The sequence below is a fragment of the Streptococcus suis genome (genome assembly GCF_016775005.1).
GTDB classification, from domain to species: Bacteria; Bacillota; Bacilli; order Lactobacillales; family Streptococcaceae; genus Streptococcus; species Streptococcus suivaginalis.
The window spans coordinates 129,923-143,747 of the sequence record NZ_JAEUXI010000005.1 but is presented as its reverse complement, the minus strand read 5'-3'; the positions used below and the strand labels follow the sequence as shown (position 1 = coordinate 143,747).

The following is a 13,825-nucleotide window of genomic DNA, read 5'->3' as shown; positions in this document are numbered from 1 at the left end:
TAGAAAGACTTGTGAACATGGACGGGTCGGGATTTGCCAAACGTTTTCAAAAAGAGTAAGATAGAAGGTAGCAATACAAAAGGAGAAACATATGAAATTTTCAGACTATACCTATGTTCGTCCAGATTATGAAGCTATCAAGGCTCAATTTTCTGACCTGACAGACCAGTTGGCTCAAGCAAGTGACCTGGAAACAACTCGTACACTTGTGGCAGCTATTACCAAATTACTCAACCTGGTCGATACCCAGTACAACCTCTGGATGATCCGCCATACTATCGACATGAACGATGAGTTCTACAATGAAGAAACCAAGTTTTGGAATGAATATTCGCCACTCTTTGAAGAATTGACCACCAACTACTACCGTGTCATTGTCCAGACGCCTTACAAGGAAGAGTTGTCAGACATCTTGCCTCAAACCTTCTTCATGCAGGCAGAAAACAAGCTCAAGACCTTCTCATCTGATGTGATTCCCTTGTTCCAAAAGGAAAATGAATTGACTGATGAGTACAGCAAATTGATTGCTGGTGCAGAGATTGATTTCCAAGGTCAGACTTACAACCTGGCACAAATGGGCCCATTCGGACAATCAACTGACCGCGAGATCCGTAAGGCTGCATCTGCTGCCACAACTGCCTTCTTTGAAAGTAAGGAAGCTGATTTCGACCGTGTTTACGATGAATTAGTAAAAGTCCGCACAGAAATCGCCCACAAACTTGGCTTCAAGGACTATGTGGAATACGGCTACCTCAAGATGAACCGTTTCGACTACAATCGTGACATGGTCAAGGTGTACCGTGAAGAAATCCTCAAGCACATCGTACCGATTGTGCAAGATTTGCGTCAACGCCAAGCCAAACGCTTGCAAGTTCCAAGCCTCAAGCACTACGACCTCAACCTTGAGTACTTGGATGGAAATGCTGTTCCTCAAGGTGACCCTGACTTTATCGTCAGCCAAGCCCAAAACATGTACCGTGAATTATCCGCTGAAACGGGCGAGTTCTTTGATTTCATGATTGAGCATGAACTCTTGGACTTGGTCGCAAAACCAGGCAAAAACAGCGGTGGCTACTGTACATACATTCCTGACTTCAAGAGCCCATTCATCTTCTCTAACTTCAACGGAACCAGCGGAGATATTGATGTTTTGACCCACGAAGCAGGCCATGCCTTCCAAGTTTATCGTTCTCGTTGGATTCAAAGTCCAGAAGTTGTCTGGCCAACCTATGAAACCTGTGAAATCCACTCCATGTCTATGGAATTTATGACTTGGCCTTGGATGGACCGTTTCTTCAAGGAACAAGTCGATAAATATAAATTTACCCACTTGGCAAGTGCCCTACTCTTCTTGCCTTACGGTGTCTTGGTAGACCACTTCCAGCACGAAGTCTATGAACATCCAGAAATGACACCAGCAGAACGTAAGGCAACTTGGAAAAAACTCCAAGACCTCTACCTGCCAGACCGTGATTATTCTGAGTCAGAAGCTCTTAACCGCGGTATCTTCTGGTACCGTCAAGGTCATATCTTTGCTAGTCCATTCTACTACATCGACTACACCTTGGCCCAGGTTTGTGCCCTTCAATTCTGGAAACGTACGCAGGTAGATCACGATGAAAATGCTTGGGAAGACTACATCCGCATCTGTGATTTAGGTGGTACCAAGTCCTTCTTGCAAGTGGTTGAAGCCGCAAACCTCCAATCACCATTCAAAGAAGGTGCCCTCGAAAGTACCGCCAAAGCTGCGGCCGATTGGTTAGATGCAGTTAAGGATGACAAACTCTAAAACGCAAAAATCTGAATGAACAGCTCATTCAGATTTTTTTGATTTGACAAAGTTGATGTATTTATCCCCAAAAGTTTCGATTTGCTCCAAGACCAACTTAAATTCCTGCCCAATCTCACTCAGTTCATATTCCACTTTTGGTGGAACTTGGGCGTAAACCTTACGCATAATCAAGCCGTCTTCTTCTAATTGACGTAATTGCTTGGTCAAGGTTGCTTGGGAAATCCCTTCTAACCGCCGATGCAATTCATTAAACCGAATCGGTCCTTCCTCAATATGATGCAATAACAAAATATTCCATTTCCCTGACAAGACTGTCTGCGTTGCCAAGTAAGGACAGGCATAAACATTTTTTGTATGATAATCAGGCATCAAACTTCTCCTTCTTTTCCTTGAATTGCCACATTACTTTAGAAAAAGATAGTGACTATTCAAAAAAATACCTACTTGTATTTTGAACTGTATTTGCTACAATCATACCATAAAAGAGTAGAATAAGAAAGCCAGGTATTCCTATGTACAATTCCCAATTCGAACTGGGCCATGTCGCCCTCAACGTCCGCGATTTAGAACTCCAAAGCCTCTTTTACCAACAAGTCTTGGGGCTCCAAGTTCTCTCCCAAAGCCCCAACCAGATTGACCTTGGTGTTGGAAAAAACACCCTTGTCCGCCTGATTCAAACAGAGCAGGACGGCGAAGTCAGCCACAGCTACGGCCTCTACCACTTGGCCATTGTCCTACCAAGCCGTGAAGACTTGGGTACCATTTTCCGTCACTTTATCGACAATAAGATTCCCCTCCAAGGCGCCAGCGACCACGGTTACAGCGAAGCCATTTACCTAGCCGACACCGAAGGCAATGGCATCGAAGTTTACCGTGACCTGCCACAAGATGCATGGGATGTTCGAGCTGACGGTCAAATTGTTGGAAAATCTGAGCCAATGGATGCTGAAACGATTTATGCTTTAGGGAAAAAAGCTGACGCAGCCTATCAGATGCCTGCTGGCAGTCGTATGGGCCATGTCCATCTATCTGTCCGAGAAAGCGCTGCTTCTAGCAAATTTTACCAAGAAGTTCTAGCTGTCAGAGATAATTTCACCGTTCCATCTGCCTCTTGGTTGGCTTCTGGTAACTACCACCACCACCTAGCTGTCAATGAATGGGGAGGAAAAAATCTGCAAACCAGACAAGAAGGCATGCCAGGTCTTGCCTACTATACAGTCATCTATTCCAATCCAGAAGTATTTGAAGCAACCTTGAATCGTGCCATTGCCGCAAACCTAAACCTTCACAGACTAGACAATAGCGCAGCTTTTGTTGATGTGGATGGTATCAAAACCAAACTTATCTTAGAGTAGAAAGATGAAAAGGAAATGCATGAGCACTTCCTTTTCTTTATTTATTTGATTAAGCCAAGATCGTATTTCATTCCCAAAATTCGTTTGACAGATTGGTCAATTCGCTCCTCTGTAATTGTACCATTCTGCACTTGTTCGATAATATAAGGAATTTGACTGACATAACTTGAAGACAATACCATATCTGTCCCAGCTTGAATGGTCTGCAAGGCACCTGTATCTTGATCTACAAATTGGACCAAGCCTTGCATATCAAAATCATCCGTCATAAGGTGTTTCCAGAAGTTGACTAATCCTCGTTACCGTCCCACCTTCCTCATCTGAGGTAATCAAAAGTGGTACTTTGGATTGGGCTTGATAAGAAGCAATTTCTTCCTTGACTTGTTCTAAGTTCTTACCTTCATAATCCCGTGAAAATAAGATATAGCCTCCAAAATGATAGGTTTCCAATGCCTCAGCTTGTCCTGCAGATGGCATCCGAGCAAAAATCATCTGACCGACCTTTTCTTCTAAGGTCATCTGTCGCAAGTAATCGGAGACACGTTTATCCTTAACAGAAATTTCCTGAACAGTCACAAAAGAAGGACTGTTGATAGACTGTCCATCTCTTTTATTTAGTAGATATAGCAGGGGCAAGAAAGCAAGAATCGACAAACATATTAAAAGTGTTTGTCTAACACCTAGATATTTTTTTACTCTAGCTCTACGCACATTTACTATCCTTTTATTCGATTTAGATAATCTTGATAGGATTCTGTCTCCATCAGGGCTTTGGCATTTAGAACACGTTCTTTGCTCGGTGGCTTTGTTCCTTCGAGCGGGTAGGGTCTGCCCAGCTCACGCCACTTGAATTCTCCAAGGTTGTGATAAGGCAAGACTTCAAAACGCTCGACATTATTTAGCGTTTTAACAAATTTACCCAATTCAAGCAAATCCTCATCTCGGTCTGTCAAGCCTGGAACCAAGACATGGCGAATCCAAACAGGCTTGCCAATATCCGATAGGTAACGAGCACACTCTAAAATGGTTTTATTACTATGACCTGTCACAATACGGTGCTGGTCAGGATTGATCTCCTTAATATCTAGGAGCACCAAGTCTGTCACCGCCATCAAGCGATTGTATTTTTCCAAATACCGCTCGGTCGAACGGAAGGTCAGCGCACAGGTATCCAATGTTGTGTGAATGCCCTTTTCTTTTGCAAGGGTAAAGAGTGCAATCAAGAAATCAATCTGAATAGTGGCTTCACCGCCTGAAACAGTAATGCCCCCTTCCTTGCCCCAGAACATCCGGAAACGAAGTGCTTCATTGAGCACATCCTCAGCCGTCCGCTCCTTGGCAGCAGGATTGACCAAATCCCAAGTATCAGGGTTATGGCAATACTGACACCGCATGTGGCAGCCTTGCATAAAGACCACAAAACGCACGCCAGGCCCATCTACAGAGCCAAAACTCTCAGTCGAATGTACTAGACCTGTTACTTTTCTGTAATCTACTTCTTCCATGATTCCATCCTCGTTTTCTTCTTAAGAGTATTATAACATAAATATGAAAACGCTTCTATAGAAAATTTGCAAGAAAAGATGAGGAAAACCCAGACCTTCCTGCTAGACTAATGGACAGATTCACTAGGTAAGACTCGATAGGTCCAGCCCAAGGCACCTGTTGATATAGTTTCGGCTTCGAGCAGTTCAAGATTGCTTGTAACTTGGTCAAATAGGGCAAAGCCTCCACCGACCACAACTGGCGAAATAGTCAGCCGTAATCAATTCACCAATCCAGCCTTCAATAAAGTTTGAGCTAAACGAGGACTTCCCAACACGACAATGTCACCACCCTCTGCTTCCTTGACCCGTCGAATTTCTTCCAAACAATCTCCCTGCAACAAGCTAGCATTTTTCCAAGTCACCTCTTACAGACGATTCGAACAAACCAGTTTTTCCACTTCTTGAATCCAAGCTGCATGCCTACTCTCATGCTCACTCGCTTCTGGATTATCCAACATGGTTGGCCAATACTGGTGCATCATTTCATTGGTTGTACTTCCCCATAAAATAGTAGTCGCAGTTTCTAGCGAACGATTGGCAAATGCTTCTATCTCTTTATTATAGGCTATGTAGCCAATATCCATAGCCCCCACTGGGACCTCCGCCATTCCGTCTAAAGACAAATGTAAAAATACAGTTAATTGTGCATTCCAATTCCTCCGAATTCGTGATACTCCCCAGTATATCCTTTTTACCCGAATGAATAAAGAAAACCAGTTTCTATTTTCAGAAACTGGTTTCCAGTATTAGTCATTTACTTTTTCTTCATCGTCAACTTCAAGCGGAGTCAACAAGATTTTCAATTTGGTCACACGACCATTTTTCACCTTGTCATTGATCATGACAAGATGGAAACCGTTGTTATCCAGCTCATAGCTTTCTTTTTCTTCCTGGGTCGGGATAGTCCCCAAACCTGTCAGGTAGAAACCTGCAATGGTATCCACGTCATCACTTTCTAACTCTGTACCAAAGTGTTCATTGAAATCGTTCAAGGTCATATTCCCTTGGACAATATAGGTGTGCTCTCCAATTTCACGAACAAAAATTTCTGTCTTATCTGTTTCATCATCGATTTCCCCAACGATTTCCTCCAACAAGTCCTCTAGGGTCACCAAACCAGCCACTCCACCATATTCATCCAATAAAATGGCCATCTGATTTTGCGTATTGCGGAGGGATTTAAGCAAATCATCCACAAAAATCGTTTCTGGAACGAAGAGCGGTTCCTGCATGATCCGACGAATATTAAGGTTTTCAAATCCATTGGCATAGGCTTCTGCTAGCAATTTCTTGGTATGAATCAAACCGATAATATTATCCTTGTCCCCATCGTAAACAGGAATCCGTGAAAAATTCTGCTTGAGAATCTGAGACATGATGACACTGGTTTCTTCCTCAATATCAATCATAAAGGCATCTGTTCGTGGCACCATAACCTCACGCGCCACCAACTCATCCAGAGAGAAAATCCCCTGAAGCATCTCAATCTCTTCGGCATCGAGAGTCTCTTCACTCTTGGTCAAAATGTACTCAATCTCGTCCCGCGTCATCTTATCATCGGCATCATCAAATTCCATCGGAGTAATGCGACTAATCAAGTTGGTTGCAGCAGACAAGAGCCAGACGAAGGGACTGACAATCTTCCCTAGAAAAATGATAATCGGGGCCGATATCACTGCCAGATTTTCCTTCATGTTCATGGCAATGCGCTTGGGATATAATTCTCCTAGCACGATAGACACAAATGTCAACATGGCCAAAGCCAGCCAGTAACCAGCCGTTTGCGCAGTGGTTGAATTGCCCATCCATTGGGCAAAGATAGCTCCCAAATCATTGGCTAAACTCGCCCCTGACAAGATGGAAATAAAGGTTATCCCAACTTGAATGGTCGATAGAAAATTGTTAGGATTTTCTAAAACTGACAACAAGCGAATGAATTTTTTCTCACCTTCTGCAGCTTTTTGCTCCACCCGTGATCGATTAAGGGAGACAAGGGCCATTTCTGAGGCTGAAAAGAAGGCATTGAGCAAGGTCAATAGGAACAATAATAAAATCTGTAAATGAATGGTCTGACTACCGGGGTCTTCCATGGTCTTCTCCTAAAAAAATGTTATAATGAAACTATTATACCATATCTGCAAAAAAATATGGGAATTTGGACCAGAAATTTGGTCCATTCTAGGAAAAGACGAAGATTGGAGAAACAGATGGTCCTATCAATGAAAAACCTGTCCTATAAAAGACAAGGAGACTATCTCTTACGGGATATCAACTGGGAATTTAAACCAGGAGAGCGTTGGGCTATTTTAGGGCTCAATGGGGCTGGAAAGTCAACCCTTCTTCGTATTTTAATGGCTGAGTTTTGGAAGACCTCTGGTGACCTGACGGTGCTTGGAGTGGAGTTTGGCAAGGGAGATATTCCTAGCCTACGCACAAAGATTGGGGTCGTTGGTTCTTTCCTTGCCGAACGCTTTCCCATTGATTTGACAGCTGAGCAGATTGTCCTGACTGGAAAGTACAAATCCTCCATCCTCTACCGTGAGTATGGACAAGCTGAATTGGATGAAGCCATAGACATGCTCAAAACCATTAAGGCTGAGCACTTAATCGGTCGGACCTATGCTAGTTTGTCACAAGGTGAACGCCAACTCCTGCTGATTGCCCGCAGTTTGATGGAAGAGCCGGCTATTTTGATTTTAGACGAGGCTACTGTGGGCTTAGACCTCTTGGCTCGCGAACGCCTGCTCCACCACATCGACCATATCTGTCAACTCCCAACGGCTCCCGCCATTATCTACGTCACCCATCACGCCGAAGAAATCACTGATAATTTCACCCATGTCCTCCTGCTCAAAGATGGCATGGTCTTGGCACAGGGAACCAAAGAAGACATCCTGACACCTGAACTCCTCAGCAATTTTTATGGCAATCAGGTGGAATTGATTGACTTGGGTGAGGGAAGATTGTTCATTAAGCCGATATTATAAAAAACAAATCCAGCCCTAGTTTGAGCTGGATTTTAATCGTTCCACCATCACCAAAAATGGTGGGGTATTGACTTGGTTGAGCGGTTTATAGAGCATGGCAGTAAAGACGGTCTGGTCTAACTGGCTGATAAAATCTAAGACTGCATCCTTCTCAAGAGCTCCGCCCTCGTGACCATAGTAAACCATGATGGCTAGGCGCCCCCCAACAACCAGTCGGTCAAGAACTTTTTCAATAGCTTGAAGGGTGGTTGCAGGCAGGGTGATGACTGACTTATCCGCCGAAGGAAGATAGCCCAGATTGAAAATTGCTGCCTTGCACTCCTCCACATACTGGTCTAGGTTTTCGTGTCCTGTCAAAACCAATTGGGTATTGGTCAAGCCAGCTTTTTCTAGTTTTTCAGCCGTTGTGGTCAGGGCTTGTTCCTGAATATCAAAGGCCACAACTTTTCCTGCTCGTTGGGCTAAAAATAGCGTGTCATGGCCATTTCCCATCGTCGCATCGACCGCTAGGTCCTGGTCTGTTAATATCTCATCTAAAAAGGCATGAGCCATGTGTAAAGGTCTAAGCATCTTCTCTCCTAATGTACTCTATTTTCATAAAATGTATCACACTTAGTATAGCATATTTTCTATCTTCAAAAAATTATAAAAAATATCACATTTTCCTCACCCAATTACGAATAAATAGGTATGAAGACAATTATCCTATTTTTCCTTGGAGCTTCTATCGGCTCCTTCTTGGGATTGGTCATCGACCGTTTCCCTGGACAGTCTATTATCGCCCCCTCTAGTCACTGTAATGCCTGCAAGCGACGGCTCAAAGCCTGGGACCTAGTTCCAATCCTCTCCCAACTTTCGACAAAATCCAAATGCCGTTACTGCAAGGCCAAGATATCTTATTGGTATCTGGGACTGGAGTTCTTAGCTGGTCTAGTTGTCCTGCTCTGCCATTTTCAAGTCCTAAGCCTAATCGAAACCATCATTATCTTAGCAGGGCTAGTTTTGACCATTTACGACATCAAACATCAGGAATATCCTTTTGCTGTCTGGCTCGTTTTTACTTTTATAGCTCTGGTACTCTCCCAGCTCAACTGGCTTTTCTGTGGCTTTTTACTCTTGGCCTATCTGACTGAAAAATGGCAAATCAATATTGGTTCCGGTGACTTTCTCTATCTGGCAAGCCTCTCCCTCTTATTTGGATTGACCGAAATCCTCTGGATTATTCAGATTAGTTCTATCTTAGGACTGGCAGTCTTTTGGGTTTTTACACCAAAATCTCTACCTTATGTACCTTTTCTATTTTTGGCCAGTCTCATCATCACTATCACCCTCTAAATCGAGCCTAGCTCGATTTTTTTGGTATAATAGGAAGAATAAAGGAGAAAGCTATGACAGTTTTTACAGATGACAGTTTAACCCTGCATACCGATCTTTATCAAATCAACATGATGCAGGTCTATTTTAACCAACAGACCCACAATAAACACGCTGTATTTGAAGTTTACTTCCGTTCACAACCTTTCCAAAACGGCTATGCTGTCTTTGCAGGTTTAGAGCGGATTGTTCACTATCTGAATAACCTTCGTTTCAGCCAAACCGACATCGACTACCTAGAAAGTCTAGGCTATCCACAAGACTTTTTAGATTATTTGGCAAATTTGGAGATGGAGCTAACCGTTCGCTCTGCACTAGAAGGTGACCTGGTCTATGCCAATGAACCCCTCTTGCAAGTCGAAGGACCCCTTGCCCAATGTCAGTTGATTGAGACTGCTCTCTTAAATATCGTCAACTACCAAACCCTGATTGCTACAAAAGCTCGCCGTATCAAGGCTGTCATTGAAGATGAGCCCTTGATGGAATTTGGCACTCGCCGTGCCCAAGAAATGGATGCTGCTATCTGGGGTACACGGGCAGCCTTTATTGGTGGAGCATCTGCGACTTCCAATGTTCGAGCTGGCAAAATCTTCGGCATCCCTGTCGCTGGTACCCATGCCCACGCCTTGGTCCAAGCCTATGGCGATGACTACAAGGCATTCAAGGCCTATGCTGAAACCCATCATGACTGTGTCTTCCTCGTTGATACCTACGATACGCTTCGTATTGGTGTTCCAGCAGCCATCAAGGTTGCCAAAGAAATGGGAGATAAGATTAACTTCAAAGGGGTTCGGATCGATTCAGGCGATATGGCCTATATTTCCAAGAAAGTTCGTCAGCAATTAGATGATGCAGGTTTTACAGATGCGAAGATTTACGCATCTAATGACCTCGATGAAAATACCATCCTCAACCTCAAAATGCAAAAGGCAAAAATTGATGTCTGGGGAGTTGGTACCAAACTCATCACCGCCTACGACCAACCTGCCTTGGGCGCTGTCTACAAGATTGTATCCATCGAAGATGAAGATGGAAATATGCGTGATACCATCAAGCTATCTTCTAATGCGGAAAAAGTCTCCACTCCTGGTAAGAAACAGGTTTGGCGCATCACCTCCAAAGAAAAAGGAAAATCAGAAGGGGACTACATCACCTTTGCGGACACTGATGTCACACAGATGGATAGTATCTATATGTTCCATCCAACTTACACCTACATCAATAAAACCATCGAAAACTTTGATGCACGTCCACTCCTAGTTCCTATTTTCGAAAAAGGAAAACAGGTCTATGAACTTCCAAGCCTAGCGGAAATTCAAACCTATGCCAATCAAGAATTTGATAAGCTCTGGGATGAATACAAACGTGTGCTCAACCCACAGCTCTATCCAGTCGACTTGGCACAAGATGTTTGGGATAATAAGATGAACCTCATCAATCGTATCCGCAAACAAACTCAGACCAAATCCATCTAAGAAAGGTATGTTATGACCCTACAGGAAACAATCATCAAAGAATTAGGTGTCAAGTCACATATTGACCCCAAAGAAGAAATCCGTCGCTCCATCGACTTTCTCAAAGACTACCTGAAAAAACACCCATTTTTGAAAACCTATGTCTTGGGGATTTCTGGTGGACAAGATTCGACCTTGGCTGGTCGTTTGGCTCAGCTGACTATGGAAGAAATGCGGGCGGAAACAGGTGACGATTCTTATCAATTTATCGCTATCCGCCTCCCTTACGCTGTGCAAGCTGACGAGTCTGACGCCCAAGCAGCCCTAGCCTTTATTCAACCAGATGTCAGCTTAACCATCAACATCAAGGAATCGACAGATGCCATGGTGGCTGCAGTCAATGCAAATGGGCTTACTATGTCTGATTTTAATAAGGGAAATGCTAAAGCCCGCATGCGCATGATTGCCCAATACGCTATCGCTGGGGAACGCAAGGGAGCGGTTATCGGAACCGACCATGCCGCTGAAAATATCACTGGCTTCTTTACCAAGCACGGCGACGGCGGTGCAGACATTCTCCCCCTCTTCCGCCTCAACAAACGTCAAGGAAAACAGCTCCTAGCTGAACTGGGGGCAGATGAAAAACTCTACCTCAAAGTTCCGACTGCAGACTTGGAAGAAGACAAACCAGGCCTTGCTGACGAAGTCGCACTCGGTGTTACCTATAACCAAATCGACGACTATCTTGAAGGCAAAACCATCGACCCTCAAGCCCAAACCATTATCGAAGGATGGTGGAACAAAACAGCCCATAAACGCCACCTGCCAATTACTATTTTTGATGATTTTTGGAAATAAAATTAACCCCTGACGATAGGCAACCGTCAGGGGTTTTTGCTTTATGGCTTCTGATACTTGGCCCAGTGTTGGTAGGCTTTGATCCAGAGTTGATAGGTAAAATAGGCTAGAACTCCGCCCAGAGTATTGGTCCAGAGGTCATCAATTTCAACCACTCTACCAACATCAAATAAAAGATCCAGGACTAGTTGACTTGTCTCGATAAACAGACTCATCAAAAAGCTGTACCGTATAACTGCTCGAAGGCCTCGCCATTTTTCAAAAAGGAAAAGAAAAGCAAAAACCAAGGGAAAGAGCAGAAAAATGTTGGTAAAGTTCTGCAAAACTGCTAGAATAAAATCCTGCAAACTACCTGCCTGACTGCCGTTCACTATCGTGTTAAAAGGAATCAAGAGCAAGTAAACCCGTCCGATTTGGATGATACCTGGTAGTTGAAAACGGGGCATACCGGGGTAAAATCCTTGTGGCAAAAAGCAGAGATAGACGATAAAACCTGTGTAGAGGCAACAAAGCAACCACAAGATTTTTCTACCCAAGGGGGCTACTTGTCCACTCTCATCAAAGAGATGCCTCATGCCTGAATACCTGCCTTGGCTTTGGCTGCGGCGATTCGAGCACGCGCCCTTTCTCGATCTTTTTTGAGAGTATTAGAACGTAACTGACCACAAGCCGCATCGATATCTGTACCATGTTCCTGGCGAACGACACAGTTAACCCCATTTTTCTTCAAGACATCGAAGAAAGCCAAGGTCCGTTCTCTGGTTGAACGGCTGTACTGGTCATGCTCACTAACAGGATTGTAGGGAATCAAGTTGATATAAGACAATTTACGGATGTTCTTGGTCAAGTCAGCCAATTCCTGAGCTTGTTCCACGCCATCATTGACCTCATTGAGCATGATGTATTCAAAGGTCACACGGCGGTTGGTCACCTTGATATAGTCCTCAATCGCTTCAAACAAGACTTCGATTGGATAGCGACGGTTGATGCGCATGATGCTAGAACGAAGATCGTTATTTGGTGCGTGAAGGGATACTGCCAAGTTAACCTGAACTCCCTCGCGGGCAAAATCACGGATTTTTGGCGCCAAACCAGAAGTGGAAACAGTGATGTGACGGGCTCCGATTCCCAAACCCTTATCATCATTAACTACACGCAAGAAAGACATGACATTATCATAGTTATCCAATGGTTCACCGATCCCCATAACAACGATATGACTGACACGTTCGTTTTTCTCACGCTCATCCAGGTATTTCTGTACCAACATAATCTGAGCCACGATCTCACCGCTGGTCAAGTCACGTTGTTTCGGAATCAAACCAGAGGCACAGAAGGTACAACCGATATTACAGCCAACCTGGGTTGTCACACAGACTGAAAGCCCATAGTGCTGGTGCATGAGAACTGTTTCAATCAACATGCCATCTGGCAGCTCAAACAGATATTTGATAGTACCGTCCTTGGACTCCTGAACAATCCGTTGTTTGAGGGGATTGACCACAAAGTTTTCTTCTAATTTTTCAATCAAAGACTTGGGCAAGTTGGTCATTTCCGAAAAAGATTGAACACGGGATCGGTAGAGCCATTCCCAGATTTGCGTGGCACGGAATTTTTTCTCACCATGCTCCAAGGACCAATCTACTAGTCCCTGTCTTGTTAGGCTATAAATGGATGGTTTCATATGATCTTACTTTTGTCGAATGACAAATCCTCTCTTGGTTTCTTTTGGTTCTTGACCTGCTTTTTTACGTGGTTGATCCGGTTTTCTATCCATCTTTTTCTTGCGACTCTGACTGGATTTTTCTTCGTTTCGGATGGTAAAGGTAGCTTTTTGACCTTGTTTTTTATTCTCTTGTCTCTTCTGCTCTTGTTTTTTGGAGTCTTGTTTCTTAGTCCCCTTGGTTCCTTGCTGCTTTTGATTTTGAGACTGCTTGCCAGCAGAGTCTTGCTGGCGATTGCGGTTGCGGGAACGATTGCGTCGACGGCGCGCTGGCTTGTCTTCTAGTTCGACCGGCAACTCTTGGGGATTTGGGTTTTCTAAAATAAAATAGGCACAACCAAAATTGCAAAACTCAGTCAAATAATCATCCAAACGACCAATTTTCTGCTCGGAAGCCACCTTGCGGTCATCTTTGTAAAAACCTTTCAACCGCAGTTGCTCGTTTCCCCAGTCTCCCACAATGTAGTCAAATTTGAGCATGAGCTGGGAGAAGCGTTGCCCAAATGCAGTTTGGTCAAAGGCTTCCTTGTAATTTTCCACCAAGTCTAATTGAATTTGCTCTGCAACAACCTTGTCTCCCACTCGGGCGAAGCTTGGTCCTGGAAATTTATTGTAATTGTATAATTCTGGAGAAATTTCTTTCTTCATGTTTCCTCCTCAAAAGTATCTTAACCTTTATATTATAACACGAATTTGATAAATCTTTGCCTTTGGCATTGAATTAGAGAATTTTCA

17 protein-coding genes are annotated in these 13,825 nt (G+C 43.8%); 6 read left to right on the top strand and 11 right to left on the bottom strand.

Annotated features, from left to right (window positions below; translation table 11 throughout):
* Positions 1 to 91 precede the first annotated feature (91 nt).
* The gene (locus JNG37_RS07110; protein ID WP_158456638.1) at positions 92 to 1,789 is read left to right on the top strand and encodes a M3 family oligoendopeptidase; all 1,698 of its coding nucleotides are present in this window, start codon (positions 92 to 94) and stop codon (positions 1,787 to 1,789) included.
* A gap of 24 nt (positions 1,790 to 1,813) precedes the next feature.
* On the opposite strand, the gene JNG37_RS07105 is transcribed toward JNG37_RS07110, so the two are convergent.
* On the bottom strand, positions 1,814 to 2,161 hold the full coding sequence (locus JNG37_RS07105) for a winged helix-turn-helix transcriptional regulator (RefSeq protein ID WP_158456640.1): 348 nt from the start codon (positions 2,159 to 2,161) through the stop codon (positions 1,814 to 1,816).
* A gap of 143 nt (positions 2,162 to 2,304) precedes the next feature.
* Between JNG37_RS07105 and JNG37_RS07100 the strand changes: the two genes are divergently transcribed.
* Positions 2,305 to 3,147 carry a VOC family protein gene (locus JNG37_RS07100; protein WP_158456642.1) on the top strand — a complete coding sequence of 281 codons (843 nt, stop codon included), beginning with the start codon at positions 2,305 to 2,307 and terminating at the stop codon, positions 3,145 to 3,147.
* A gap of 41 nt (positions 3,148 to 3,188) precedes the next feature.
* Here the strand turns inward: JNG37_RS07100 and JNG37_RS09915 are convergent, their stop codons facing one another.
* From JNG37_RS09915 to JNG37_RS07075, 6 genes are all read right to left on the bottom strand, one after another.
* Positions 3,189 to 3,416 (bottom strand): glycoside hydrolase family 3 N-terminal domain-containing protein, encoded by a 228-nt coding sequence (locus JNG37_RS09915; RefSeq protein ID WP_238336286.1) that lies wholly within the window; start codon positions 3,414 to 3,416, stop codon positions 3,189 to 3,191.
* Positions 3,406 to 3,801: a glycoside hydrolase family 3 N-terminal domain-containing protein gene (locus JNG37_RS09910; protein WP_238336285.1), complete on the bottom strand. Its 396-nt coding sequence runs from the start codon at positions 3,799 to 3,801 to the stop codon at positions 3,406 to 3,408. Before JNG37_RS09910 ends, JNG37_RS09915 begins: the two co-directional genes overlap by 11 nt.
* 62 nt (positions 3,802 to 3,863) lie before the next feature.
* A complete protein-coding gene (gene pflA, locus JNG37_RS07090) occupies positions 3,864 to 4,655 on the bottom strand; it encodes a pyruvate formate-lyase-activating protein (RefSeq protein ID WP_158456644.1) in 792 nt (263 codons plus the stop codon).
* 257 nt (positions 4,656 to 4,912) lie between these two features.
* On the bottom strand, positions 4,913 to 5,056 hold the full coding sequence (locus JNG37_RS07085) for a dihydrofolate reductase family protein (RefSeq protein WP_158456646.1): 144 nt from the start codon (positions 5,054 to 5,056) through the stop codon (positions 4,913 to 4,915).
* A 3-nt stretch (positions 5,057 to 5,059) separates the two neighbouring features.
* Positions 5,060 to 5,302, bottom strand: a complete 243-nt coding sequence (locus JNG37_RS07080) for a hypothetical protein (protein ID WP_158456648.1) — start codon at positions 5,300 to 5,302, stop codon at positions 5,060 to 5,062.
* Between the two features lie 138 nt (positions 5,303 to 5,440).
* Positions 5,441 to 6,784, bottom strand: coding sequence for a hemolysin family protein (locus tag JNG37_RS07075; RefSeq protein ID WP_158456650.1), 1,344 nt, complete (start codon positions 6,782 to 6,784; stop codon positions 5,441 to 5,443).
* Positions 6,785 to 6,901: 117 nt separating this feature from the next.
* Here JNG37_RS07075 and JNG37_RS07070 point away from each other — a divergent pair, with 117 nt between their 5' ends.
* Entirely contained in the window at positions 6,902 to 7,681 is a 780-nt protein-coding gene (locus JNG37_RS07070) for an ABC transporter ATP-binding protein (protein ID WP_158456652.1), read from the top strand.
* A gap of 15 nt (positions 7,682 to 7,696) precedes the next feature.
* Here JNG37_RS07070 and JNG37_RS07065 read toward each other — a convergent pair whose 3' ends face one another.
* On the bottom strand, positions 7,697 to 8,251 hold the full coding sequence (locus JNG37_RS07065; RefSeq protein WP_158456654.1) for a tRNA (mnm(5)s(2)U34)-methyltransferase: 555 nt from the start codon (positions 8,249 to 8,251) through the stop codon (positions 7,697 to 7,699).
* 120 nt (positions 8,252 to 8,371) lie between these two features.
* Between JNG37_RS07065 and JNG37_RS07060 the strand changes: the two genes are divergently transcribed.
* From JNG37_RS07060 to nadE, 3 genes are read left to right on the top strand one after another with little or no spacing between them, the layout of a single operon-like run.
* Complete coding sequence (locus JNG37_RS07060) at positions 8,372 to 9,016, top strand: prepilin peptidase (RefSeq protein ID WP_158456656.1); 645 nt, start codon at positions 8,372 to 8,374, stop codon at positions 9,014 to 9,016.
* A gap of 53 nt (positions 9,017 to 9,069) precedes the next feature.
* The gene (locus JNG37_RS07055; protein ID WP_158456657.1) at positions 9,070 to 10,530 is read left to right on the top strand and encodes a nicotinate phosphoribosyltransferase; all 1,461 of its coding nucleotides are present in this window, start codon (positions 9,070 to 9,072) and stop codon (positions 10,528 to 10,530) included.
* Positions 10,531 to 10,542: 12 nt separating this feature from the next.
* The gene (gene nadE / locus JNG37_RS07050; protein ID WP_158456659.1) at positions 10,543 to 11,367 is read left to right on the top strand and encodes an ammonia-dependent NAD(+) synthetase; all 825 of its coding nucleotides are present in this window, start codon (positions 10,543 to 10,545) and stop codon (positions 11,365 to 11,367) included.
* Positions 11,368 to 11,408: 41 nt separating this feature from the next.
* Here the strand turns inward: nadE and JNG37_RS07045 are convergent, their stop codons facing one another.
* The 3 genes from JNG37_RS07045 to JNG37_RS07035 are packed head-to-tail and all read right to left on the bottom strand — an operon-like array spanning position 11,409 to position 13,738.
* Complete coding sequence (locus JNG37_RS07045) at positions 11,409 to 11,942, bottom strand: VanZ family protein (protein WP_158456661.1); 534 nt, start codon at positions 11,940 to 11,942, stop codon at positions 11,409 to 11,411.
* Positions 11,939 to 13,051 carry a 23S rRNA (adenine(2503)-C(2))-methyltransferase RlmN gene (gene rlmN / locus JNG37_RS07040; protein WP_158456663.1) on the bottom strand — a complete coding sequence of 371 codons (1,113 nt, stop codon included), beginning with the start codon at positions 13,049 to 13,051 and terminating at the stop codon, positions 11,939 to 11,941. The genes JNG37_RS07045 and rlmN overlap by 4 nt, the downstream gene beginning before the upstream one ends.
* A 6-nt stretch (positions 13,052 to 13,057) precedes the next feature.
* Positions 13,058 to 13,738, bottom strand: coding sequence for a YutD family protein (locus JNG37_RS07035; RefSeq protein WP_158456665.1), 681 nt, complete (start codon positions 13,736 to 13,738; stop codon positions 13,058 to 13,060).
* Between the last annotated feature and the right edge of the window lie 87 nt (positions 13,739 to 13,825).

Coding starts and splice junctions, on each gene's coding strand:
- JNG37_RS07110 (WP_158456638.1), top strand. CDS start 92: ATGAAATTTTCAGACTATACCTATGTTCGTCCAGATTATGAAGCTATC.
- JNG37_RS07105 (WP_158456640.1), bottom strand. CDS start 2,161: ATGCCTGATTATCATACAAAAAATGTTTATGCCTGTCCTTACTTGGCA.
- JNG37_RS07100 (WP_158456642.1), top strand. CDS start 2,305: ATGTACAATTCCCAATTCGAACTGGGCCATGTCGCCCTCAACGTCCGC.
- JNG37_RS09915 (WP_238336286.1), bottom strand. CDS start 3,416: ATGACGGATGATTTTGATATGCAAGGCTTGGTCCAATTTGTAGATCAA.
- JNG37_RS07080 (WP_158456648.1), bottom strand. CDS start 5,302: ATGGCGGAGGTCCCAGTGGGGGCTATGGATATTGGCTACATAGCCTAT.
- JNG37_RS07075 (WP_158456650.1), bottom strand. CDS start 6,784: ATGGAAGACCCCGGTAGTCAGACCATTCATTTACAGATTTTATTATTG.
- JNG37_RS07070 (WP_158456652.1), top strand. CDS start 6,902: ATGGTCCTATCAATGAAAAACCTGTCCTATAAAAGACAAGGAGACTAT.
- JNG37_RS07065 (WP_158456654.1), bottom strand. CDS start 8,251: ATGCTTAGACCTTTACACATGGCTCATGCCTTTTTAGATGAGATATTA.
- JNG37_RS07060 (WP_158456656.1), top strand. CDS start 8,372: ATGAAGACAATTATCCTATTTTTCCTTGGAGCTTCTATCGGCTCCTTC.
- JNG37_RS07055 (WP_158456657.1), top strand. CDS start 9,070: ATGACAGTTTTTACAGATGACAGTTTAACCCTGCATACCGATCTTTAT.
- nadE (WP_158456659.1), top strand. CDS start 10,543: ATGACCCTACAGGAAACAATCATCAAAGAATTAGGTGTCAAGTCACAT.
- JNG37_RS07045 (WP_158456661.1), bottom strand. CDS start 11,942: ATGAGGCATCTCTTTGATGAGAGTGGACAAGTAGCCCCCTTGGGTAGA.
- rlmN (WP_158456663.1), bottom strand. CDS start 13,051: ATGAAACCATCCATTTATAGCCTAACAAGACAGGGACTAGTAGATTGG.
- JNG37_RS07035 (WP_158456665.1), bottom strand. CDS start 13,738: ATGAAGAAAGAAATTTCTCCAGAATTATACAATTACAATAAATTTCCA.